Consider the following 23,278-nt stretch of genomic DNA (forward strand, 5'->3'; position numbering starts at 1 on the left):
CCGACATCAATCACTGAAAGGCGATTCCCTTGAACAAGCTCCCCACCTTCCGCGAAGACGACGGCATGGCGACGATCGAATACGCCATCGCCACCATCGCCGCCGCCGCGCTGGCGACCCTCCTCTACGTGATCATCGACAGCGAAGCCGTTCGCGCCGGGCTCACCTCGCTCATCGAGCGGGCCCTGTCGGTGAAGTTCTGATGCGCGGCGAGGATCGCGGCTCGGTCACCGTGGAGGCCGCGCTCGGCATCGGCGCGCTGACCTTCGTCTCGGCCCTGCTGCTCGCCGGGGTCGGGGTCGCCTCCGATCAGCTCCGCTGCACCGACGCGGCCCGAGAGGCGGCCAGGCTGCTCGCTCGCGGCCAGCCCGCCCGTGCCGAACAGGCGGTGCGGGAGATCGCACCGTCCGGAGCCCGGTTGGACGTCGTTCGCGAAGGCGACACGATCACTGTCGGCGTCGATGCCGAACCGGTCGCCGGGCTCCTGCCCGGTATCCGGCTGCGCTCCAGCGCCTTCGCCATCGCCGAGCCGGGGAGCGGGCCGTGACCGCGGACGATCGCGGCGTCGCGACCGTGTGGACCGCCTCGATCGTCGCCGTCCTGGTCGGCGCGGCGGCGTTCGCCTTCTGGATCGGCGCCGCCGTCACGACCCGGCACCGTGCCGAGGCCGCCGCGGACCTGGCGGCGCTCGCGGCGGCCTCACACGCGTCGGACGGTCCCGCCGCGGCCTGCGAACGGGCGCGGCAGGTCGCCGTCCGGATGTCGGTCACGCTGCTGACCTGCCGGTGGGAACGCGGCGACGCCCTGGTCGAAGTGCGCTCGGAGCCGTCAGGGCGGCCGGTGGTCACCGGACGGGCGGAGGCACGGGCCAGGGCGGGTCCGGTCGACCGGTCACCGTGACGGGCGCCGCACGGTGAACGGTCGCCGGGCGGTGACCGGCCGGTAGTACGCGCGAGTAACCGCTGGGCGCGAGCAGCGGTCGTTGACGCGCGGCGAGCGGTCGAACCCATGATCAGCTCGCCGCCGAACGGTCGCGCGCCGCTCGTCGTGAGTGCCGTCCTGCAGGCGGGAAGCCCAGGTCGGCTGCGACGAACGGCTCCATGCCGGTCGTGTAGGCCCGTTAATCGGACGTCCGGCGTTCGGTCCGTCCGGTCGCACTACCGCGCGTTCATCGCTAAGTAACCGCCGGTTGTCGCGTGAGGTCTTCTCCCGATGTGCAACTTGCCGTTTATTGAGATGTGCGCCACTTCGAAAAGTTCGCCGAGGCCGGTGCGACAGAGACAGACACAGGACAGAGTTGACCTGAGGCAGGGACAGTAATGTTGGACGCGAATTGGCCGGACAGCTGGCGGGGCGCCTTCCGCATCGAAATGCGTGCGGAGGCGATCGGTCTCGCCTGGCGTGGCTGGCCGGTGCTCCCGGGTGCCGAGCCCGCGGCGCTCACCGCCGACGGTGACGACCTCACCTGGCGGCGTCCGGTCCCGGCCCAGGACAACTGGCGCGAGCTGACCGAGACCCACCCGCACGAGGTCGCCACCTGGTTCGGTGACGACACGCACAGCCTGCTCGTCGCCACCGGCACCGTGCTCGACGCCATCGAGGTCGACGACGAGCTCGGCAAGGCCGCCGCCCGCCTGCTGCGCGCCACCGGGCACCCCGCCCCGATCGTCGCGATGCCGAACGGCCGCTGGCTGTTCCTCACCACCGTCGCCGCGAGCATCCCGCGGGAACTGGCCGACCAGGCCTCGATCCAGTGGCACGGCGCGAACGGCTACATCCCGCTGCCCCCGTCGCCGTTCCAGCACGGTGTCGTGCACTGGCGGGTCAAGCCCGAGGTCTGGGGCTGGCAGCTGCCCGAGGCCGCCGAGGTGCACGACGTGCTCGTCCGTGCGCTGGCCGGTGACCAGGCCGTCGCCCCGGTGGCGAGCCTCAGCACCGCCGCCTGATCAACCCACAATTTCAAGCCACAGCCATTTCACACCACCAAGTGGCCGGACACGGACCCGTGCTGACGCAACGCCCCGAGCACGGTGTCCAGAACGGCCACCGCCCCCGCCTTGTCCAGCGGATCGTTGCCGTTCCCGCACTTCGGCGACTGGACGCAGGACGGGCAGCCGGCCGGGCACTCGCAGGAAACGATCGCCTCCCGCGTTGCGGCCAGCCAAGGGACAATCGCGGCAAACCCGCGGTCGGCGAATCCCGCACCCCCGGGATGGCCATCGTGCACGAACACCGTCGCCTCCCCGGTGTCTTCGTGCCACGCGGTCGACACCCCGCCAATGTCCCAGCGGTCGCACGTAGCGAACAGCGGTAGCAGGCCGATCGCCGCGTGCTCGGCGGCATGCAGGGCACCGGGGACGCGCGCCGGATCCAACTCGGCGCCCGTCCCCGGTGCCCCGCCAAGTTCCTCGGTCCCCACCCTGGAGCCTCCGGTCCCCACCGGCTCCAGCACTTCGGTCCCCGTCCGATGGCCCCCGGTCCCCGCCACGCCATCGGACCCGCCGAGCAGTTCGGCCGAGATCGTGTACCAGACGGCACGGGTGTGCAGGCTCTGCTCCGGCAGATCCAGCGGAGTCTGGTCCAGCACCTCACCGGACGGCCGTCTCCGCAGGTAGCCGACCACTTGCGAGCTCACCGAAACCTCGCCCAGGTTCACCGTGACCCCGCCGTGCACTCGCTTCTCTTCGGTGCGCAGCACGCTGATGTCGACGATCTCGCGCGGTGACGTGGTCCAGTCCGGATCCTCCGCGTGCACCAGGGCGAGCCCGGTCTCCAGATCCAGTTCGTCGACCACATAGGACGAACCCTGGTGCAGGTACACCGCGCCCGGATGGACCGCGTAACAGGCCGAACCCGGGTCGACGGTGCCGAGCATCCGGCCGGAATCGGCTTCCACCACGGCGATCTGCTCGCCACCGGAACCCCGGATGCCGACCTCGGCGTGCGGCCGGTCGCGCGAGGTCCAGTACCAGCCGCTCGTGCGGCGGCGGACGATCTTCTCCTTGACCAGATCGGCGAGCACGGCGCGAGCCGCGTCACCGCCGAAGGCCGCGACCTCCGGCTCGGTCAGTGGGAGTTCGGCGATGGCGCAGGCCAGTTGCGGGCCGAGCACGTACGGATTCGACGGGTCGAGGACGGCGGCCTCCACCGGCCGGTCCAGGATCGCGGCCGGATGGTGCACGAGGTAGGTGTCCAGCGGATCGTCGCGGGCCACGAACACGACCAAAGCCGCGTCGCCCGCGCGCCCGGCCCGGCCCGCCTGCTGCCAGAACGAAGCGAGCGTCCCCGGATAGCCCGCCAGTACCACCGCGTCCAGCCCGGCGATGTCGACGCCGAGTTCGAGCGCGTTCGTCGTCGCGACACCGAGCAACCGCCCGGACAACAACGCCGCTTCGAGGGCTCGCCGTTCCTCCGGTAGATACCCGGATCGATACGCGGCGACGGATTCCGCCAACGCACCGTCCACTTCGGACAGAATCCGCCTGGCGCCGAGCGCGGTCAGCTCCGCGCCTCGTCGTGACCGGACAAAAGCCAGCGAACGGGCGCCTTCGATGACCAGTTCGGCGAGGATCCGGGAGGCTTCGGCCCCCGCCGAACGCCGCACGGGTGCCCCGTTCTCACCCGAGAGTTCCGACAGGAGCGGGGGTTCCCACAAGGCGACCGTGCGCTCGCCCCGCGGCGAGCCGTCCTCGGTGACCGGAACACAGTCCTGTCCGGAGAGCTTCGACGCGAACGCCGCCGGGTCCGCCGTCGTGGCGGACGCGAGGACGAAGACCGGCGAAGTGCCGTAGTACGCCGCGACCCTTCGCAGCCTGCGGAGCAGCAGCGCCACGTGGGAACCGAAAACCCCGCGATAGCTGTGGCATTCGTCGACGACGACGAACGAGAGCCGCCGGAAGAACCGGGACCAGCGCGCGTGCGACGAGAGGATCCCGCGGTGCAGCATGTCCGGGTTCGTGAACACCCAGTTCGCGTGCGCGCGGACCCAGTCCCGCTCCTCCAGCGGAGTGTCGCCGTCGAACGACGCCGCCCGTGCCTTCTTGATGTCCAAAGAGGACACCGCGCGCAACTGGTCCGCGCCGAGCGCCTTGGTCGGCGACAGGTACAGCGCCGTGGCCCGCTCGTCCTCGACGAGTGCCGAGAGCACCGGCAACTGGTACGCGAGCGACTTGCCCGACGCGGTACCGGTCGAGATCACGACGTGCTCGCCCTCGCGGGCCAAGGACGCGGCCTCCACCTGATGCCGCCACGGCGCCTCGACCCCGTTCGCCTTCAGCGCCTCGACGACCGGACCCGCCGCCCACTCCGGCCAGTCCACGCGATCCGCCGGACGTGCCGGCAACTCGGCCACATGGGTGACCGGGTACAGCGAAGCCGGGATCCCCGCCGTCGCGCGGTCGAGAAGCCGCCGGCCCTTGCCGGATCGCACCGTGCCGTCCACCTTCGGAAGCTTCGCACAGGGCACCGACAGAAACGGTCCGCCGCCGGAGGGAACGGGCACTGGAAGCGGCCGCCGATGATCGATACAGTGACCAGCCTCACAAGATTACGGAACGTACGGTGGCGGGGACGGCTTGCCGCCCGCCATCCCACTACCAATACACTCCCGCAATCCACACCGTCTGTGGCGAGCGTCATGTGAGACGTGCCTTGCAGTGCGACTAGCGTGACGTTCGGCTCAGATCCCCATGCCAACGTCGGAACGCCGGCTCCATCGGCGGATCGTCGTTGGCCAACGGCGACGTCTCCAGGAGGACGAATGTCCCGGCAGTTCCTCGCGGAGGGCGAACTCACGCTCTCCGGAGGTGGTTACACCATCGTCGGTGTGATCGCCGTGGTCGCCCTTGCCGCACTGGTCATCGGCTACGTTCTGCTCAAGGAGGTCTTGGCCGCCGGCCAGGGCACCTCCAAGATGCAGGACATCGCGAAGGCAGTGCAGGAAGGCGCGGCTGCCTATCTCAAACGGCAGCGCAACACCCTCGTGATCTTCGGGGGAATCGTGTTCGTGCTGCTCTTCGCTTTGCCGGCCGATGACTGGAACGAGAAGATCGGCAGGTCCATCTTCTTCTTGGTCGGCGCCGGATTCTCCTTCGCGATCGGCTATCTCGGCATGTGGCTGGCGACGCAGGCGAACCTGCGTGTCGCGGCCGCTTCGCGTGAGACAGGCGGTCGCGAGAAGGCGATGCGCCTGGCCTTCCGCACCGGTGGCGTCGTCGGCATGATCACCGTCGGTCTCGGCCTCTTCGGCGCCGCGGTGGTCGTCCTCGTCTACACCGGACAGGCCCCGAAGGTGTTGGAGGGCTTCGGTTTCGGTGCCGCGCTGATCGCGATGTTCATGCGTGTCGGCGGCGGTATCTTCACGAAGGCCGCCGACGTCGGCGCGGACCTGGTCGGCAAGGTCGAGCAGGGCATCCCCGAGGACGACCCGCGCAACGCGGCCACCATCGCCGACAACGTCGGTGACAACGTGGGCGACTGCGCCGGTATGGCGGCGGACCTCTTCGAGTCGTACGCGGTCATGCTCGTCGCGGCGCTGATCCTGGGTAGCACGGCCTTCGGCGTGCACGGCCTGATCTTCCCGCTCATCGTTCCCGCCATCGGCGTGATCACCGCGGTCATCGGTGTCTACATCACCAAGGCCAAGGCGGGTGAAGGCGGTCTGGTCACGATCAACCGCTCGTTCTACATCTCGGCGGGGATTTCCGCGGTGCTCTCGACGATCGCCGCGTTCGTCTACCTGCCCGGTTCGTTCTCCGAGCTGACCAGCGGTGCCACCAACGAGCCCGGTAGCCCGGCGCTGATCGCGACCATCTCGGTGATCATCGGCATCGTGCTCGCGGCGGTCATCCTCAAGCTCACCGGCTACTACACCGGCACCGAGCACAAGCCGGTCAAGGAGGTCGGCAAGTCCTCCGAAACCGGTGCGGCGACGGTGATCCTGGCCGGTATCTCGGTCGGTTTCGAGTCCGCCGTGTACACCGCGCTGGTCATCAGCGCGGCTGTGTTCGGCGCGTACCTGCTCGGTGGCGGTGTCGCGCTGTTCGCCGTGGCGCTGGCCGGTACCGGTCTGCTCACCACGGTCGGCGTCATCGTCGCGATGGACACCTTCGGCCCGATTTCGGACAACGCGCAGGGCATCGCCGAGATGTCGGGCGACGTCGACGAGGACGCGGCGCAGATCCTCACCGAACTCGACGCGGTCGGCAACACCACCAAGGCCATCACCAAGGGCATCGCGATCGCCACGGCGGTCCTCGCGGCGACGGCGCTGTTCGGGTCCTATCAGGACGCGATCAGCAAGGCGCTGAAGTCGATCCCGGAGGCAGCCGAGGCCAGCACGAGCGCGGTGAACTTCTTCGTGAACTCGGTGGTCAGCCCGAACACCCTGGTCGGTGTGATCATCGGTGCCGCGGTCGTGTTCCTGTTCTCCGGTCTCGCGGTCAACGCGGTGTCCCGTGCCGCCGGCGCGGTCGTCTACGAAGTGCGCCGCCAGTTCCGTGACATCCCGGGGATCATGGAGGGCACCACCCGCCCCGAGTACGGCCGCGTCGTCGACATCGTCACGCGTGACTCGCTGCGTGAGCTGACCACGCCCGGTCTGCTCGCGGTCTTCGCCCCGATCGCGGTCGGTTTCGGCCTCGGCACCGGCGCGCTCGCCGGGTACCTGGCCGGTGCGATCGCTTCCGGCACCCTGATGGCGATCTTCCTCGCCAACTCCGGTGGTGCCTGGGACAACGCGAAGAAGCTCGTGGAGGACGGAAGCCACGGCGGCAAGGGTTCGGACGCGCACGAGGCCACCATCATCGGTGACACCGTGGGCGACCCGTTCAAGGACACCGCCGGTCCGGCGATCAACCCGCTGATCAAGGTGATGAACCTGGTGTCGGTGCTGATCGCCCCGGCGGTCGTGCAGTTCTCGATCGGCGCGGACGCGAACGTCGCCGTCCGGATCGGGATCTCGCTGGTCGCTGTCGCGATCATCGTCGCCGCGATCGTCGTCTCGAAGCGGCGCGAGTCGGTTCTTTCCGACAACCCCGCGCAAGCGAAGGCGTAACTCCGAAAGTTCCGCCCGCCGGGCCCGCCACGATCTCCCGTGGCGGGCCCGGCGTCTGTCCGGCGCAGGCTAATGTCTGCGCGTCACGCCGATCCGATCCGGGGGAGTCCCTGCCATGAGGCGTCCGATCATCCTGTTCGCCGCCGCTTTCCTGCTGGCGGGCTGTGGTGGCGCGGAGCCGGCGGCCGCTCCTTCTCCTCCCGCGCCCGCGGCCGGGAGTTCCTGGATGGACGGTTTCTGCGGTTCGCTGATCGACTTCGCCAAGATCGGCGATTTCAGGATGCCCGACTTCGAGCAGGACGACGTCGCCAGTGCGCGGAAGGTGATGGACGAGGCCTTCGGGGTGTTCGCGCCCGGTTTCGACAACGCGGTCACCGGGTTGGGGCAGCTCGGTAAGGCGCCGAGCGCGGAAGCCGACGCGGCGCGCAAGAGCATCGTCGACGCGCTGACGCCGATCCGGGACAAGGTGCTCGCCGCGAAGGCCGCGCTCGACGCGGCGCCGAAGGACGACAAGGCCGCCGTGGCGGCCGCCGCGGTTTCCTTCCGGCAGATCGGATCCGACATCAACGACATGCCCGACCCGTTCCAGCAGCTGGAAACGAACGGTTCGCTGAAAACACTGGCCGCGCAGGCCCCGAACTGCAAGAAGCTGCCTTCCTGACCGTTCTTTCCGCCGCGTTGATTTGCATTGCCCCCCGGTATCGGTACCGTCGGGGGTCAGCCGGGAAGTCGTCAGGTCGGGAGGTGTTTTCGTGCGGCCGCGGTTCACCGTCCTTGCCGCGCTAGCAACAGGTATCGGACTCGGCCTCGCCGGGTGCGGGCAGCAGCCCGCGGTGACTTCCCACGCCAGACAAGAAGGTCTCGCGACGGTCAGCGCGTCGGAGGCCGACCCCGCCTCCGCTTGGACGGAGGGATACTGCGGCGCGGCCGGCGGTCTCGTCCGGACGCTGGCGACGCTGCCCAGCGTCGATCCGAGCACGCCGCAGCAGGCTTCCCGTACCTCCAGCGAGCTGATGACCTCGGTGGTCCAAGGGCTGGATCGCACGTCCGCCGCATTCGAGAACCTCGGTCCGGCGCCGGTTGCGGGCGGTGACACTTCGCGCGCGTCCGCCATCGCTCAGCTCGCCGGCATCCGCGCCCGCGCCGACGACGTCCGCCACCGCCTCGACTCCTCAAGCGACCCCGAAGCGACTAAAACGGCGCTTCGCGACGCGAGGACGTCCCTCGACGAACTAGACCGCCTCGACCTTCTCAGGGGCATTAACGACGTCCCTCAGCTCGCCGCGGCGAGCAGCCGGATCCCGATTTGCCAGGAATTGGTCAAACAACCTCGCTGAGTCACCCACCGATCACTGGCCATGACTCGAACTTGTGTTCTATTCTGTCCGGGTGGACGGGACGATCTCGCTCTTCTCGGCGGAGGCGAGCGGGCCGGGGCTCGCGGACCTCGCCGGCGTGCTGTGCGGGCCCGGGCGGATGGCGGGCTTCGGGCGGACGGCCGCGCGGCTGTCCGCCGTGGTCGACGAGCCGTGGCGGGCGGGTGCCCTCGCCAGGGAATGCCGTCGGCGCGGCGCGGAGGCGCAGGTCTCGGCCGCCGAATGCGGGCGGCCGCTCGTGAGGACGCCGTTCCGGGTCGACCTGCTGCCCCTGGAGCAGCGCTGGAGCCGTGGTGAAGAGAAGGTCCTGCCGGAGGGCTTCCGGCTCGACGGGGCCATGTTGAGGATGTGGGCGCTGGCGGCGGGCAGTCCCCAGGGCAACGGTTACCTGCTCGCGCTGGATCCGGAGGCGCCGGAGACGCACGAGCGGCTGATCACGGCGCTGGCCCAGCTGGGCGTACCGGCGAAGGTGCAGAAAGGTGAAGAGGCACTGCTCCGGGTCACCGGGCGGAGGCGGCTCGCGCACGTGCTGGAGCTGATCGGAGACGCGCCGGCGGGTGCCGAGCCCGCTTGGCCGAGCCTGGTGCCCGTGGTCCGTGCCGTCTGAAGCTCGTGAGTGGTGAGGACGGTGGGAACCATCGTCACCACTCACGAGACCTGGCCGGGCTCGGTACCGGTGCTCCCTGCCTACCTCGGCAAGTCCGTGAAGGCCTCCTTGCCTACTTTGAGGGTAGGTATGGAGCCCTTCGCTACCTCTGGGACCGCCACGCTCGCTCCCGTAAACGCCATGAACGGTCCGTTCCTTGCAAATTTCGCAAGGAACGGACCGTTCATGGCAATTGGGTCAGGGTTTCGGTGCCCGGCAGTTCGGGTTCGACAGGTCGAGTTCACTGTGCGAGAGGCAGGAGGTCAGCTGGTAGGTCTGCTGCCCGTAGTTGATGCCCTTCCGCACGGTCACCTTCCCGGCGGCGTCGACCTCGCACGGGTTGTTCATCGTGCACCGCTGGCCGCTTTCGTTGCCGGTGTTGTTGACGCCGACGACCTTGCCGGTCGACCTCTCGACGATCGGCGACCCCGAGGTCCCGCCGATCGTCTTGCACGCCGAGGTGTACCTGATCGAGTCCTTCCAGATCCAGTTCGCCTCGCGCAGCTCGTGGACGAAGCCGTCGACGTTGCAGGAGTAGATCTTCTTCCAGTAACCCGACACCACGTCCATTCCGATGCCCGCCGACGGACGGGTCGGCGAGAGCGTCAGCGGAGCGATACCGTAGGTCGACTTGATCTTGGCGTAGCTGGTGTCGAGCTGGTAGAGCGAGACGTCGGTGTCGGTCATCGTCGCGTAGAGCAGCTTCTTCGCCTTGAGCGTGCCGAGCGAAGAGCGGCCGTCCTTGGACAACAGGCTGAAGGTCCGCGAAGACGGCTTGTCGACGATTACTTCCCCGGGGTCCGGGAAACCTTCTTGCAGGCAATGACCGTTGGAAAGGACGAGGGCGGGGTCGTCGAGGCTCGCCTCGGGCGGTTTGACCACCGACCCGGAGCAGTTCGACAACGCCACGGTTCCGGCGAAAGTGGTCGTGGCCGCTTGGGCCGGCGCGGTGCCGACCAGGGCGGACGCGGTCAGCATGGCGAACAGCGTGCCGAGGAGTCGTCGGGTCACGTGGAGTCCTTTCGGGTCGGCGTGGACATCAAGTGAAGCGTTGGCGGGCGGGGAGCCACCACCGTCGAACGGAGGGTGTTCGCCCCGTCACGCGGGACCCCAGGCGGACGTGTCGGACATCACGTGCTAGGTGTTGAAAGGAAACATCGACGAGGTCAGCGGCGATGCGCTGGACACACGATCGGCGGCGTGTTGCGCCACCTAGCCGTGGTCCGGGCGGTGCGAGCGTGCACACTGACGGGTCGAGAGGCGGCGCGAAGGCGCCGAAGATGAGCGGAGAGCAGGACAGCGTGGCAGGAGCACGGACGAAGAAGACCGCGGCGTCGGACGACGGCGCGGGCCGTCGTCGGCTGGTGATCGTCGAGTCGCCGACCAAGGCCCGCAAGATCGCCCCGTACCTCGGCGGTAACTACGTCGTGGAGTCCTCCGTCGGACACATCCGCGACCTCCCTCGCGGTGCGGCCGACGTCCCCGCCCAGTACAAGGGCGAGTCGTGGGCACGGCTGGGGGTCGACGTCGACAACGACTTCAAGGCGCTCTACGTCGTCACGCCGGACAAGAAGTCCAAGGTCACCGAGCTGAAGAGCCTGCTGAAGGACGTCGACGAGCTCTATCTCGCCACGGACCCCGACCGCGAGGGCGAAGCCATCGCGTGGCATCTGCTGGAGACCCTCAAGCCGAAGATCCCGGTGCGCCGGATGGTCTTCCACGAGGTCACCGAGCAGGCGATCCGGGCCGCGGCCGACAGCACCCGCGAGCTCGACGGCGACCTGGTCGACGCGCAGGAGACCCGCCGCATCCTCGACCGGCTCTACGGCTACGAGGTCTCGCCCGTGCTGTGGAAGAAGGTCATGCCGAAGCTTTCGGCGGGCCGCGTGCAGTCCGTCGCGACCAGGATCGTGGTCGAGCGGGAGCGCGAGCGCATGCGCTTCACCTCGGCGTCGTACTGGGACATCTCGGCGACGATGGACGCCGGCGCCGATGCGTCTCCGCGCACCTTCCCGGCCAGGATGATCGCCGTCGACGGCGCGCGTCTGGCCACGGGCCGTGACTTCGGCTCGGACGGGCAGCTGAAGGCTTCGAACAACGAGATCCGCGTGCTGGCCGAGGCCGACGCGGTCCGGCTGGCCGAGGCGCTGAAGAACCGCGACTTCAAGGTCGCGAGCGTCGAGGAGAAGCCGTACACGCGGAAGCCGTACGCGCCCTTCATGACCTCGACCCTGCAGCAGGAGGCGGGCCGCAAGCTGCGGTTCACCTCCGAGCGCACCATGCGGATCGCGCAGAAGCTGTACGAGAACGGGTACATCACTTATATGCGTACCGACTCCACGACGCTGTCGGAGTCGGCGATCTCGGCGGCGCGCAGCCAGGCGACGCAGCTGTACGGCAAGGAGTACGTCTCGCCGTCGCCGCGCCAGTACACCCGCAAGGTGAAGAACGCGCAGGAAGCCCACGAGGCGATCCGTCCCTCCGGCGAGGTCTTCCGCACGCCGGGCCAGGTCGCGAAGGATCTGGACACCGACGAGTACCGCCTTTACGAGATGATCTGGCAGCGCACGATCGCGTCGCAGATGGCGGACGCGAAGGGCACCACGATGTCGGTGCGCATCGTCGGCACCGCCACCAGCGGCGAAGAGGTCACGTTCGCCTCGTCGGGCCGCACGATCACCTTCGCCGGGTTCCTCAAGGCGTACGTCGAGGCCGTCGACACCGAGAGCGGTGGCGAGGCGGACGACAAGCAGAGCCGTCTCCCGCAGCTGGCCAAGGACCAGGCGCTGACCGCGACCGAGCTGAGCCCGGACGGGCACACCACGTCGCCGCCGGCGCGCTACTCGGAGCCGAGCCTGGTCAGCAAGCTCGAAGAGCTGGGCATCGGCCGCCCGTCGACGTACGCGTCGATCATCAAGACCATCCAGGACCGCGGCTACGTGTGGAAGAAGGGTTCCGCGCTGGTGCCGTCCTGGGTCGCGTTCGCCGTGATCGGGCTGATGGAGCGGCACTTCGAGCGGCTGGTCGACTACGACTTCACCGCCGGCATGGAGGACGAGCTCGACCGCATCGCCGCCGGTGACGAGCACCGCACGCAGTGGCTGTCGAAGTTCTACTTCGGCGGAGACATGGGCGTCGACGGTTCGGTCGGCCGTCTCGGCGGGCTGAAGAAGCTGGTCGGCTCGGGCGTCGAGGACATCGACGCCCGCGAGATCAACTCGATCCCCCTGTTCACCGACGCCGACGGGCACACCGTCGTCGTGCGGGTCGGCCGCTACGGGCCGTACCTCGAGCGCGAGGTCGACGGGACGTCGCAGCGGGCGAACCTGCCCGAGGACCTGCCGCCGGACGAGCTGACCAAGGACATCGCGGAGAAGCTGTTCGCGACGCCGCAGGAAGGCCGCGTACTCGGCAAGGACCCGGTCAGCGGACACGAGATCGTGGCGAAGGAGGGCCGCTTCGGCCCGTACGTCACCGAGCTCCTGCCCGAGCCGGAGCCGCTGCCCGAAGGCGCGACCGCCGCGCAGAAGAAGGCCGCCAAGGCGAAGCAGCCGAAGCCGCGGACGGGCTCGCTGTTCAAGTCGATGTCGATCGAGACGATGACCCTCGAAGACGCGCTGAAGCTGCTTTCGCTGCCGCGCGTGGTCGGCAAGGACCCGGAATCCGGCGACGAGATCACCGCGCAGAACGGGCGCTACGGGCCGTACCTGAAGAAGGGCACGGACTCGCGTTCGCTCACGACCGAGGACCAGCTGTTCTCGATCACGCTCGAAGAGGCGCTGAAGATCTACTCGGAGCCGAAGCAGCGTGGCCGGTCCGCGACCGCGAAGCCGCCGCTGAAGGAACTGGGCGACGACCCGGTGTCCGGTAAGCCGATGGTGGTCAAGGACGGCCGTTTCGGTCCGTACGTGACCGATGGCGAGTACAACGCGACGCTGCGGAAGTCGGACAGCATCGAGGAGCTGACCGCCGAGCGCGGCGCCGAGCTGCTGGCCGAGAAGCGCGCGAAGGGCCCGGCGCCCAAGCGCAAGGCTCCCGCGCGGAAGACGGCGGCGTCGAAGACGACGGCCACCAAGTCGACCGCGGCCAAGAAGACCACCGCGACCAAGTCGACCGCGACCAAGACCGCGGCGGCGAAGAAGCCCTCGACGCGCTCGACGGCCACGAAGACGAAGTAGCTCCCTCAAGTGCAATGAAGGGGCCTTTCATAGCAAAATTTGCTATGAAAGGCCCCTTCATTGCACGCGGGGACAGGCCAGTCAGGAGCGAAGGCCCGCCCAGAAGCCGCACCGGTGATCGGCGTCGTGCGCGACCGGACGGATCGCGTCCGGCGCGAGCGACAGCACGACATCGGAGTCCCACCGCGGCGAGCCGTGCCCGTTCGGATCACCCGTGCGCATGAAGGTCGTCCAGTACGCGATCATCTGCGCCGAAAGACGTTTCTGCGCCTCGTCCAGCGACTTTTCGACCCCGCTGAGCTCGAACAGAGAGACCAGGTCGAGGGCGTGCGCCGCGCCGTGCGGCACGGTGGGCACGTCGTTGCCGTTGACGTTGGGCGCGTTCTTGTCGTCGAACTCGTAGGCGTGCACGGAGGTCCTCCGGGACAGCAACCTGTTCCCGTCCGCCGTCGGACAGGCCCATGAACGGTCGGTGGTGACCGTCGCCCAGGCCAGGGCGGGCGAAAGGTGGTCCCGCGACGGATACTTCGCCGCCACCTCGTCCGCGTGCTCGCCGAACGTCTTGCGCAGGAACTCCTGATAGCGCTCCTCGGTGATGGGCTTCAGTTTCTCGACACCGGCGATGAACGCGCGCATCTCGTCGTGCGTGCCGCCCGAAATCACCGGTACCCGATGAAAAGCGCCCTGCCGCAAGGCTTTCGCGGGATCGGACGGCAGCAAGGGCGTGTGATAGGTCAGGTGATTGGCGAAGGACTGGTGGTCCTTCAGCAGATCCGCGGCCGGAAGACGACGCAGGCAGCCGAGCATGTCCGGGCCTTCGCAGCCGTGGCTCGCGGCCATCGCAGCGCCGTCGGCTTCGGTTTTCGCGAGCGGCGAGTACGGGGTCTGCGCGGGCTGATTCGGGATGAGACCGCCGGGAGGCCAGTTCAGCAGGCAGGAGCCGGACATGATCGCGGCCTTGTGGAACAGGCCTGCCGCGGCGGGCGAGGTGAGCAGCGCGCAGGTGCTCATCCCGCCGGCGGACTGCCCGGCCAGTGTCACGTTCCGCGGGTCGCCGCCGAACGCGGAGATGTTGCGCTGGGTCCAGCGCAACGCGGAAAGCTGGTCCATGAGCCCGAAATCGCCGGAACCCGCGAGGCCGGGAAGACCGAAGTAGCCGAAGACGCCGAGCCGGTAGTTCGTCGTCACCACGACGACGTCGCCCTGATCCGCCAGCCGTTGCGCGCCGTAGAGGCTGCCCGCGTCCATGGTGTAGCCGCCGCCGTGCAGCCAGACGAGCACCGGCAGGCGGCGGCTCCCCGCGTCGCGCGGCACGGTGACGTTCAGGAAGAGGCAGTCCTCGGCGCTGCCCGGCAGGTACTGGGTGCAGGCGGGGCCGGGTTTCGTCGCGTCGGCGACGTCCTTCCACGGTTCGGGCGGGCGCGGCGGCTTCCAGCGATCCTCGCCGACGGGTGGCGCGGCGAACCTGATCCCGCTGAACGTCCTGGTCGGTCCGGATTCCAGGCCGCGGACCGGCCCGGAGTCGGTGCGCACGACGAGCGGGTCCGCCGGGGCGACGAGCGTGAGGAGGCCGGTGACGATGGCCAGCAGGAGATGCATGAGAGGTCCTTTCAGGAGGCCGCGAGACGGCGCCACAGCCCGACGCGGCGGAAATAGAGGTGTTGCAGTACCTGCACGGCGACGAACGTGACGCCGTACAGCGCGGTGCCGAGGGCGGGAACGGAATCCACCGGCAGCGTGTACGCCAGCAGGACCCGCCCGGCGGCATCGGCGATCAGGGCGACGCCCCACAGGACGGTCGCGACCCGCCAAGCTCGCCGGAACCACGCGTGCCGCGGCCATAGTTCGTCCCATTCACGAGGGCGCAGGGTCTCCGCGAACCGGCTCTTCGCGACCATCGAGCGGGCCATGCCGAACGCGAGCGGCCTGGAGAACAGCAGCGAGGCAAGGAATCCGGCGCCGATCGCCCCGGTGACCCAGCCCGCCTTCGCCAACATGAACCGCGGGCTGCCGGTGACGAAGGAGAATCCGGCGCTGACCGCGAAGATCGTCAGCACGAAGATCGCGAGCGTGTCGATCTTCCGCCATCGGATCGCCCGGTAGAGGACGAAGAGAACCGTCGGCAGGGCGCAGAGGGCGAGCGCGAACAGCGCGCTGACGCCGAAGCCGCGAAGCACGTAGTACCCGGCGACGGGCACGACGACTTCGAGCAGCACCACACTCCACTGACGGATCACGGGATCACTGTCTCCGGGTCGCGAGATCGAAGAGGGTCACCAGTTCGGCCGCGTAGGTGGTGAGATCCGGTTCCGTTGTCCCGGCGAGCAGGAACACCGGGCCCTCCACCGCACGCCGGATCGTCGTCGCCATCACGTGGACGTCGAACTCCCGGAACTCGCCTGACTCCTGGCCCCAGCGCAGGATGCGCTCGACCGGTTCCAGCGCCGCCCGCTCGTTCGCGGGGTCGTAGTCGAGTGCGCCGCCGAGGAAGATGTTCAGCAACGCGCGCATCCGGGTCGGCTGCGCGGCGGCGAATTCGAGGTTCGCCTCCAGATACGTCCGCAGCGCCTCGCTCGCGGACGCGGGCTCGCTCATCCGCTCGGCCATGAACGCGCCGATCTCGCGGAAGACGTCTTCGAGGACCGTGCGGACGAGTTCTTCCTTGTTCGCGAAGTGGTACGAGATGAGCCCGGTGCTCGACAGCTTCGCCTGTTTCGCGATCCGGGCGAACGACGCGCGGGTGTAGCCGAGCTCGGCGATCGTCTCGATGGCCGCGGCCACGATCTGTGCGCGTCTCGCACTCTCGGTGAACGACCTCGCTTTTGCTTGCATGAGCAAAAAATAGCTCAGGTGAGCAAAACTGTCGACCGGAAACCGCTCACCGACCGCTCGCCGAACGACCTCACCCGTTCGAACAAAAGTTCTAAAAATTGTCGGTACCAGGGTGTTCAATGGTCATGTGAGCACTTCAACGACCGCTGTCTTCGACGTCATCGACGAGGTCATCGCCCCGCTGGCCGCCGAGGTTCCGGAGCGTCCCTCGGTGATGGAGTTCTACGATCCGGAGCTCTCCGTGCCGCCGGTCCTGGCCGACGAGGAGCCGACGCCGGGGCTCACCCTGGCCGAGGAGGTGGAGCAGTACACCCGGTTCGTGAGCGGGATGGCGACCATCGGGCTGGCCCCCGGCGGTGAGGTCACGCCCGAGGCCGTCGGGCTGTATCGCGCGCTGCGCGGCGGGTTCATCCGCGGCGTGGTGACCGGGGTTTTCCCGTCGCGCGCGGAGCCTTGGGAGGTCCGGTTCTTCGGCGACGAGGACTACACCACGGTGCTGAACAAGCTCGGCAGGCGAGCGCGGCTGAGGTCCGGTTTCCTCAGCGCGCTGCCGGGCTGGGTGTTCGACGGGCTGCCCGACCATCCGCCCGGCACCGGCGAGACCGTGCGCATCGAGACGGACGCGGGCGGCCTGATCCCGCTGCGGGCGCGAGAAGCCGTCGAGGTGATCCGTGAGGGTGCTTCGCGGCCGCGGCACGGCACGGTCCTCGTCGATCTCGCGGTGCGGAACTCCATCCTCGCCGAGTACCCGCACGGCGCGTTCGGCCTGGTGGACAACGACCTCGGCCGCTACCAGTTCAGCGCGGCGATGGACGGCGACGGCCGCTGGACGCTCACCTGGGGCCCGGCCAGCCGGTCGACGGCCGAGCAATGGATCGTGAAGGCGGTGCAGAACCATGCGTGAACCGGCGACCGTGAAGGAACTGATGAGGCGCGCCGCCGAGCCGGTGCTGCGCGCCGTGCCCGAGCGGCGGAGCGTGTACCTGGGCTACGACCCGGAGATCACCGACGACGAGATCCGACGGCTGTGCCCGTCGTTCGACGAGCCGGGGGATCTCGTCACCCAGGCCGAGCGGTACGCGGCCAAGGCGGCGATGCTCGAAGAGGCCGGTCTGATGGAGAACGGCGAAATCCATCCCGCGGCGGTCCGGATGCACGGCGTGATGCTGCGGGGTTCGGTGCGAGGCGTCCTCACCGGCGTCTTCGCGTCCGCGCCCCGGTCGGTGCGCGTCGATTGCTACGGCGACGGGCACCAGGCGGTCGTCTGGCGGATGAGGTCCGGGCGGCGGACCACGTTCAGCCTCAGCGACTTCGGCGAGCTGGGCGCCCGCGTCTTCGGCGGGCTTCCGCACGTCCCCGCAGGTGAGACCGAGGTGATGCGCATCAGGATCGACGGGCATGGCGTGCCGCTGCCCGGCCAGGACGAAGAGGTCGGCCTGGTCGCGGACACGCTGAGCCGGCCGCGGACCGGCACGGCGATCCTCGATCTGGTCGCCTTCGGTGGCTTAAACGCCGAGTACCCGGACTACGGCTTCGTGATCGTCGACAACGATCTGGGGAGGTTCGTGTTGTACGCCGCCCCTTCCGAAGGGTGGCTGATGTTCGGTGGAATGGACCGCCGGGCACTGGCGGGCTGGCTGCACGAGGCGGTGGACTTGAGCCGGACGTAGCCGCCATGGGGCGAGACGAGGGGGAGGCATGGACCTGGACCGGCGCGCGGCCGACGCGTGGTTCCGGCGGCGAGGGCTGCCGATGGTCATCCACCGGCGGAGGCGCGGGGCGGGCATGCTGCGCCGGTCCACGCCCGGACTGGTGTTCCTCTGCCTGCTCGACCTGCTGCTGGCCGGGCTGCTGAAGCTGCTCGACGTCCCCGAGGAGGTGCTCGCGGCCAGGATGCGCGCCAGCGGTGTCGGCTACGTCCTCGGCGTGCTGGCGCTGACGTTCGCCGTGGTCGTGGTGCCGGTGATCGCCGGCCGTCTGATGGCGAAGCTGCTCCGCGTGCTGAGCCGCACCAGGGTCCGGTTGGCCGTCATGGCGGCGACGATCGGCTTCTGGCTGTTCGTGCTGCCGCTCGGCGAGCGGCTCACCGGGCTGGTGGCGTGGGACAACCCGTTGTGGATCGCCGTGCTCGCCAACCTCGCCGCGCTGGGCGTGCTGATGCTGCTGGTCCGGATCGGCGTCGGTTCGATCCTGACCTGGGCGGCACGGAGCGCGGTCGCCCAGGTCAGGGCCATCGGCACGCTGGCGTCGCGGGCGTTGCCGCTGCTCCTGCTGGTGGTGATGTTCAGCTTCTTCACCGCCGAGCTGTGGCAGGCCGTGGAGCGGCTGACCCCCGGGCGGTTGTGGCTGGTGGCGGGCTTCCTCGTCCTGATCGGCGCGGTTTTCCTGGCGTCGATGCTGTCCGACGAGATCAAGGATCTGAAGTCCTGGACCGTGGAACCCGGGGCGGCCGTCCTGCGCGGCACGCCGTTCGACGACGACACGCCTCCGCCGGACCGGCGCGCGCTGACGAAGATCGAGCGCCTGAACATCGCCTTGGTGCTGTTCTTCGCCCAAGCGGTGCAGATCGTGGCGTTCGGGGTGCTGGTGTTCGCCTTCTTCGTGGTGTTCGGGGTGCTGATCCTCACCCCGGAGGTGGTGACCGAGTTCGCCGGCCGGGAATCGGCGCCGGGAACACTGCTGGGTGTCCCCCTTCCGGTGAGTTCCGCGCTCGTCAACGTCTCCGTCTTCCTCGCCGTCTTCTCCGGTCTGTACTTCGCCGCATCGACCGCGACAGATGCCCGGTACCGGCGTTCTTTCTTCGAACCTTTGCTGGAGGATGTGAAGATCAGCCTCGCGGCGCGTGACATTTATCTGGCCCATTGGGCGGATGTGCGGCGGGCCGAGGTGGTTACCCTGGAAGCAGAGGACATTCCGTAGTGAGGTGGTCACCATGAGCGGGAAGGGCGAAACTCCCTTCTTCGATGCCCCCGACTTCGTGAAAGGCGACGGCACTCAGGCAGATCCTCCGGGCGACAGGTTCGCCGATCCGCTGTCCGGGCTGGTCACGACCGCCCCGGCAGCCCCGCCGGCGGGAGCCGACGACGTCCACGTGCAGGTGCCGGGACCGGTACAGCACGACCCCGAAGTGGTGAGCAGGATGGTCAACGCGGCCATGCTCGCGGACGAGCGGCCCGCCGAGAGCCCGGGCCCCGAGCAGACCGCCGCGCAGTCGCCCGCCAAGATCGTCAGCACGGTCGGTGAGCAAGGCGCTGCGCCGATCGGGATCCTGCCCCAGCAGCGCACCTGGCCGTCGAGGCCTTCCCAGCTGATCCGCCAGCCCCGGCGTTTGAAGCAGGAAGAGCCGGTCGAGGTCGACGAAGAGGCCGAAGTCGAAGTACGGCAGGCAAAGCGCTCCATGCAGATGCCGCGGCTCGGTAAACCGTCGTCGAACACGGCGGGCGTCATGATCGCGATCGCCCTCATGATCGTCTTCGCGGTCCTCGCCATCCAGCTGCTGGCCAGCCTGTTCAACAGCATCGCGGGGATCTTCGGGTAACCCGTCCGGCGGATAGCGCCGGACGGGGCCGTCCGTCCATACCTCACCCATCGGGATACCCTGGCCGTACGGTCGGGGTACCCGGTGTTGACCCGGGTCGCACCTCGGCGCCGCGTGACTAGTGGGGTGGGCGTATCAGCGAGGGCGTGCAGTCGGTGCCCGAAGCGGGCACGGGTGATTCGTCGGGGCGTGACGCTTCGACCATGCACCGCGTGCGGCGGGTGCTGGCGATCAAGCCGTTCCGCCGGATCTGGGGTGTCTCGTACCTGTGCAGCGTCGCGGACTGGCTGAACCTCCTGACGCTGACCGGTCTGGTCACCAAACTGACCGACAACTACGCCGCGCAGAACTTCGCGTTCGTCGGGGTCGTGCTGACCTCGCTGCTGCCGGGGCTGCTGTTCGCCCCGCTCGGCGGGCTGCTCGCCGACCGGTTCGACCGGCGCAAGGTGATGGTGCTCTGCGACCTCGGCCGGTGCGGGTTCCTGCTGTCGATCGCGTTCGTCGGCACGCCGTGGTGGGTGTTCGTCGGGAACTTCCTGGTCGGCTGCTGCTCGATGATGTGGATCCCGTCGAAGGACGCGGCGGTGCCGAACCTGCTGCGCCGTCCGGACCAGGTCGAGACGGCCAACCAGCTCGGCATGGTGATGACCTACGGCCTCGCGGTGATCACCGCGGCCGGGGCGAACGCCGTGCTCACCGGTAGCAACACGACGTTCCACTTCTTCCAGGGCGACGCCCAGCTCGGCATCGCGAAGATCGCCGTCGTCATCACCGGCCTGCTGTACCTGACCAGCGCGATCGTGATCGCGACCCGGATCCCCGAGCTGTCGCTGCGCAACGTCCACTCGGTCGAGAAACCCAAGGTCAAGTCCGCCGACGAAGAGAAGTTCGGCTTCCGGCAGATGATCGCCGACGGCGCCCGGTTCGTGCGGACGACGCCGCTGGTCCGCGGGCTGATGATCGGCGCTTTCGGCGCGTTCGCCGCCGGTGGCGCGGTGATCGGTTCCGCCAAGCCGTACTCGTCCAGCCTGCTCGCCGGTGACGCGGCGTTCAACCTGCTCGTCCTCGCCGTCTTCCTCGGGCTCGCCACCGGGATGGCGGTGGCCCCGAAGCTCGCGCGGCGGCTCGCGCACGACCGGCTGTTCGGAATCTCGATCGTCGCCGCGGGCCTGTGCCTCGTCGTCGTGGCGCTGTCGCCGCATCTCGCCGTTTCGCTGGTCGCGGTCGCCGCCGTCGGGGTCTGGGCGGGGACGGCGTTCCTGACCGGCGTCACGATCATCGGTTCGCGGATCGAGGATTCCATCCGCGGCCGGATCAACGCGATCTACCAGTCGCTGATGAAGATCGTGCTGTTCGGCTCGACGATCCTGGTGCCCGTGCTGATCAGTCTCGTGCAGCCGACCGCGATCTCCGTGTGGGGGAGCACGATCACGATCGACGGGACGCGGCCGGTGATGATCGGCGGCGGCATCCTCGCGCTGCTCGCCGGAATCTTCGCGTACCGGCAGATGGACGATCGGCGGGCGGAGCCGATCCTCGCCGACCTCCGCAACGCCCTGCGCCGCAGCCCGCGTCGTGTGAACGGGCTGCTGATCGCGCTCGAAGGCACGCGGGCGATCAACACCGAGACGCAGGCCGCGCGGCTGGCCGAATGGCTGCGCGCGGGGACGCGTCCGGTCGTGCTGGCGGCCGACCCGGCGCTGGACGATCAGCGGCTCGCGAAGCTCCTCTCCGGTGCTTCGCTGTCCGGTGCGCGGGCGCAGGCGCTGGCCGCCGCCGCGGTGCGGGCGGACATCGTCGAACGGGACATCCAGCCGGCGCTCGACGCCGGGTCCGTCGTGGTGATGGAACGGTTCGTGGACTCGCCGCTGGCGCATCTGTCCGCCGTCGCCGGGCTGGACAGCCAGGAACTCGAAGGGCTCGCCGACTGGGCGACCGGCCGGTTGCGGCCCGACATCACCATCCTGCTCGACGCCGATCCCGGCACGGTGATGCGGAAGTCCGCGTCGCTGGACGCGCAGTGGCGGGTGCAGCATCTGCTCACGGAGATGGCCGCCGCCGACCCGGACCGGTACGTCGTGGTCGACGCGGAAGGCACCGAGGACGAGGTGAGCGACCGGGTGCGGACGGCGATCCGCGCGGTGCTCGTCGGCAGGCTCGCCGGGCTCGCCCCGGCGGAGGAAAAGGTCGAGGTGAGATGACGGAAGCCCCTGCGCTGATCGGTGTCTGGAAGCAGCTCGTCGGCCAGGAGCCCGCCGCGCGCACGCTTTCCACCGCGTCGGCCGCGGCCGCGCGGATCGTCGAAAACCAGCCCGTCGCGCCCGGCGCGATGACGCACGCCTGGCTGGTCACCGGTCCGCCGGGTTCGGGGCGCTCGACGGCCGCGCGGGTCTTCGCCGCGGCGTTGCAGTGCAGCACCGGCACCGGATGCGGCGAATGCCCTGGCTGCCGCACCGTGCTGGCCGGGACGCACGCGGACGTCAAACTCGTCGTGCCGGAAGGCCTTTCGATCTCCGTCGCGGAAATGCGTTCGCTGGTGCAGGCCGCCGCCCGCCGCCCGACCACCGGGAAGTGGCAGGTGGTGATCATCGAGGACTCCGACAGGCTGACCGAAGGCGCGTCGAACGCGTTGCTGAAGGCCGTCGAGGAGCCGCCGGACCGCACGGTGTTCCTGCTGTGCGCGCCGTCGGATCACCCGGACGACGTGTCGGTGACGATCCGCTCGCGGTGCCGTCTGGTCACGCTGCGGACGCCGCCGCCGGAGGCGATCGCGCAGGTGCTCATGGAGCGGGACGGCATCGATCCCGAGCGTGCGCGGTGGGCCGCGTCCGTCTCGAGTGGACATGTCGGCCGTGCGCGGCGGCTCGCGACAGACGAGGCGGCCCGGCAGCGGCGGGCGACCGTGCTGCGGATCCCGCTCGGCCTGCGCCGTCCGTCCGATGTGTTCACTTGCGCCGATCAGCTGATCAGCGCCGCGGAGGCCGACGCGGGCGAGGAGAGCAAGGTCCGCGACGAGGCCGAGCGTTCCGAACTCCGTACCGCGATGGGCGGCGACGGCATCGGGAAGGGCGTCTCCGGGGCGAAACGAGCCGCCGAAGCCGCCGTGAAGCAGCTCGAGAAGCGCCAGAAGTCCCGCGCGACCCGAACCCAGCGGGACACTCTCGACCTCGCGCTGGTGGATCTGGCCGCGTTCTACCGGGACGTGCTCGTGACCGCGAGCGGCGCGGGCGCGACGCTGAACCACCCGGACCACGCCTCGGAAATCGCGCAGGCCGCCTCCGCCTGGGCACCGGACTCGATCCTGCGGCGGCTCGAAGCTGTCCTGGAATGCCGCGAGGCCATCGACCTGAACGTGAAGCCGAGAATCGCCGTCGAAGCCATGGTCACCACCCTGCGCCAAGGCTGACCCGCCCGGCTCTGCTTGCCGCCCTGACCCCAGCCCCCGCCCGTCCCAGGGGGGCGTCCCCGAGTCCAGTCTACCGGGGGTGGAGGGGGAAAAGGGCTGGTCGCGGGAGTTGTCCACAGGTGGGGATGGTTGTGGACAAGTGCTGTGGGTAAGTGAAGGCGCTTCGGATTCGCGGGGGCGGCGGCGGGGACTGTTCCCAATGTCGCATTTGAGACGCTCAGCGTCCCTGATGCGACATTGGGGACCTC

Annotated in this window: 20 protein-coding genes; 15 read left to right on the plus strand and 5 right to left on the minus strand. The window is 69.1% G+C overall.

Features of this window, described 5'->3' with window-relative positions:
* Nucleotides 1–29 precede the first annotated feature (29 nt).
* From DMH01_RS37475 to DMH01_RS37490, 4 genes are all read left to right on the plus strand, one after another.
* Complete coding sequence (locus DMH01_RS37475; RefSeq protein WP_125683421.1) at nucleotides 30–203, plus strand: DUF4244 domain-containing protein; 174 nt, start codon at nucleotides 30–32, stop codon at nucleotides 201–203.
* Nucleotides 203–547 carry a TadE family type IV pilus minor pilin gene (locus tag DMH01_RS37480; protein ID WP_125683423.1) on the plus strand — a complete coding sequence of 115 codons (345 nt, stop codon included), beginning with the start codon at nucleotides 203–205 and terminating at the stop codon, nucleotides 545–547. Before DMH01_RS37475 ends, DMH01_RS37480 begins: the two co-directional genes overlap by 1 nt.
* Nucleotides 544–900, plus strand: coding sequence for an Rv3654c family TadE-like protein (locus DMH01_RS37485; RefSeq protein ID WP_125683425.1), 357 nt, complete (start codon nucleotides 544–546; stop codon nucleotides 898–900). Before DMH01_RS37480 ends, DMH01_RS37485 begins: the two co-directional genes overlap by 4 nt.
* A gap of 419 nt (nucleotides 901–1,319) precedes the next feature.
* Entirely contained in the window at nucleotides 1,320–1,946 is a 627-nt protein-coding gene (locus tag DMH01_RS37490; RefSeq protein WP_125683427.1) for a bifunctional DNA primase/polymerase, read from the plus strand.
* A 29-nt stretch (nucleotides 1,947–1,975) separates the two neighbouring features.
* Here DMH01_RS37490 and DMH01_RS37495 read toward each other — a convergent pair whose 3' ends face one another.
* Nucleotides 1,976–4,441 (minus strand): DEAD/DEAH box helicase, encoded by a 2,466-nt coding sequence (locus tag DMH01_RS37495; protein WP_125683429.1) that lies wholly within the window; start codon nucleotides 4,439–4,441, stop codon nucleotides 1,976–1,978.
* Nucleotides 4,442–4,759: 318 nt separating this feature from the next.
* Between DMH01_RS37495 and DMH01_RS37500 the strand changes: the two genes are divergently transcribed.
* From DMH01_RS37500 to DMH01_RS37515, 4 genes are all read left to right on the plus strand, one after another.
* The gene (locus DMH01_RS37500) at nucleotides 4,760–7,054 is read left to right on the plus strand and encodes a sodium-translocating pyrophosphatase (protein ID WP_125683431.1); all 2,295 of its coding nucleotides are present in this window, start codon (nucleotides 4,760–4,762) and stop codon (nucleotides 7,052–7,054) included.
* Nucleotides 7,055–7,169: 115 nt separating this feature from the next.
* Nucleotides 7,170–7,715: a hypothetical protein gene (locus DMH01_RS37505; RefSeq protein ID WP_233621837.1), complete on the plus strand. Its 546-nt coding sequence runs from the start codon at nucleotides 7,170–7,172 to the stop codon at nucleotides 7,713–7,715.
* Between the two features lie 91 nt (nucleotides 7,716–7,806).
* A complete protein-coding gene (locus DMH01_RS37510; protein ID WP_125683433.1) occupies nucleotides 7,807–8,391 on the plus strand; it encodes a hypothetical protein in 585 nt (194 codons plus the stop codon).
* 34 nt (nucleotides 8,392–8,425) lie between these two features.
* Nucleotides 8,426–9,037 (plus strand): hypothetical protein, encoded by a 612-nt coding sequence (locus DMH01_RS37515; RefSeq protein ID WP_125683435.1) that lies wholly within the window; start codon nucleotides 8,426–8,428, stop codon nucleotides 9,035–9,037.
* A 237-nt stretch (nucleotides 9,038–9,274) separates the two neighbouring features.
* Here the strand turns inward: DMH01_RS37515 and DMH01_RS37520 are convergent, their stop codons facing one another.
* Entirely contained in the window at nucleotides 9,275–10,087 is an 813-nt protein-coding gene (locus DMH01_RS37520; protein WP_125683437.1) for a serine protease, read from the minus strand.
* 269 nt (nucleotides 10,088–10,356) lie between these two features.
* Between DMH01_RS37520 and topA the strand changes: the two genes are divergently transcribed.
* Entirely contained in the window at nucleotides 10,357–13,254 is a 2,898-nt protein-coding gene (topA, locus tag DMH01_RS37525; RefSeq protein ID WP_199745775.1) for a type I DNA topoisomerase, read from the plus strand.
* Between the two features lie 81 nt (nucleotides 13,255–13,335).
* Here topA and DMH01_RS37530 read toward each other — a convergent pair whose 3' ends face one another.
* Genes DMH01_RS37530 through DMH01_RS37540 form a run of 3 tightly spaced genes read right to left on the minus strand, consistent with a single transcriptional unit; the run spans nucleotide 13,336 to nucleotide 16,086 of the window.
* Nucleotides 13,336–14,853, minus strand: coding sequence for a carboxylesterase/lipase family protein (locus DMH01_RS37530; protein WP_125683439.1), 1,518 nt, complete (start codon nucleotides 14,851–14,853; stop codon nucleotides 13,336–13,338).
* Nucleotides 14,854–14,864: 11 nt separating this feature from the next.
* Nucleotides 14,865–15,491, minus strand: a complete 627-nt coding sequence (locus tag DMH01_RS37535) for a VC0807 family protein (RefSeq protein ID WP_125683441.1) — start codon at nucleotides 15,489–15,491, stop codon at nucleotides 14,865–14,867.
* A 4-nt stretch (nucleotides 15,492–15,495) separates the two neighbouring features.
* On the minus strand, nucleotides 15,496–16,086 hold the full coding sequence (locus DMH01_RS37540) for a TetR/AcrR family transcriptional regulator (RefSeq protein WP_233621838.1): 591 nt from the start codon (nucleotides 16,084–16,086) through the stop codon (nucleotides 15,496–15,498).
* 112 nt (nucleotides 16,087–16,198) lie between these two features.
* On the opposite strand from DMH01_RS37540, the gene DMH01_RS37545 reads away from it, so the two are divergent.
* From DMH01_RS37545 to DMH01_RS37570, 6 genes are all read left to right on the plus strand, one after another.
* On the plus strand, nucleotides 16,199–16,990 hold the full coding sequence (locus tag DMH01_RS37545) for an ESX secretion-associated protein EspG (RefSeq protein ID WP_125683443.1): 792 nt from the start codon (nucleotides 16,199–16,201) through the stop codon (nucleotides 16,988–16,990).
* Nucleotides 16,983–17,756, plus strand: a complete 774-nt coding sequence (locus DMH01_RS37550; RefSeq protein ID WP_125683445.1) for an ESX secretion-associated protein EspG — start codon at nucleotides 16,983–16,985, stop codon at nucleotides 17,754–17,756. The genes DMH01_RS37545 and DMH01_RS37550 overlap by 8 nt, the downstream gene beginning before the upstream one ends.
* Nucleotides 17,757–17,784: 28 nt before the next feature.
* Nucleotides 17,785–19,005, plus strand: a complete 1,221-nt coding sequence (locus tag DMH01_RS37555; RefSeq protein WP_125683447.1) for a hypothetical protein — start codon at nucleotides 17,785–17,787, stop codon at nucleotides 19,003–19,005.
* Between the two features lie 13 nt (nucleotides 19,006–19,018).
* Nucleotides 19,019–19,624, plus strand: coding sequence for a hypothetical protein (locus tag DMH01_RS37560; protein WP_233621839.1), 606 nt, complete (start codon nucleotides 19,019–19,021; stop codon nucleotides 19,622–19,624).
* A 146-nt stretch (nucleotides 19,625–19,770) separates the two neighbouring features.
* Complete coding sequence (locus tag DMH01_RS37565) at nucleotides 19,771–21,825, plus strand: dTMP kinase (RefSeq protein ID WP_125683451.1); 2,055 nt, start codon at nucleotides 19,771–19,773, stop codon at nucleotides 21,823–21,825.
* Nucleotides 21,822–23,030, plus strand: a complete 1,209-nt coding sequence (locus tag DMH01_RS37570; RefSeq protein WP_125683453.1) for a DNA polymerase III subunit delta' — start codon at nucleotides 21,822–21,824, stop codon at nucleotides 23,028–23,030. Before DMH01_RS37565 ends, DMH01_RS37570 begins: the two co-directional genes overlap by 4 nt.
* The last annotated feature ends 248 nt before the right edge of the window (nucleotides 23,031–23,278 follow it).

This window comes from Amycolatopsis sp. WAC 04182, assembly GCF_003947465.1.
GTDB lineage: Bacteria > Actinomycetota > Actinomycetes > Mycobacteriales > Pseudonocardiaceae > Amycolatopsis.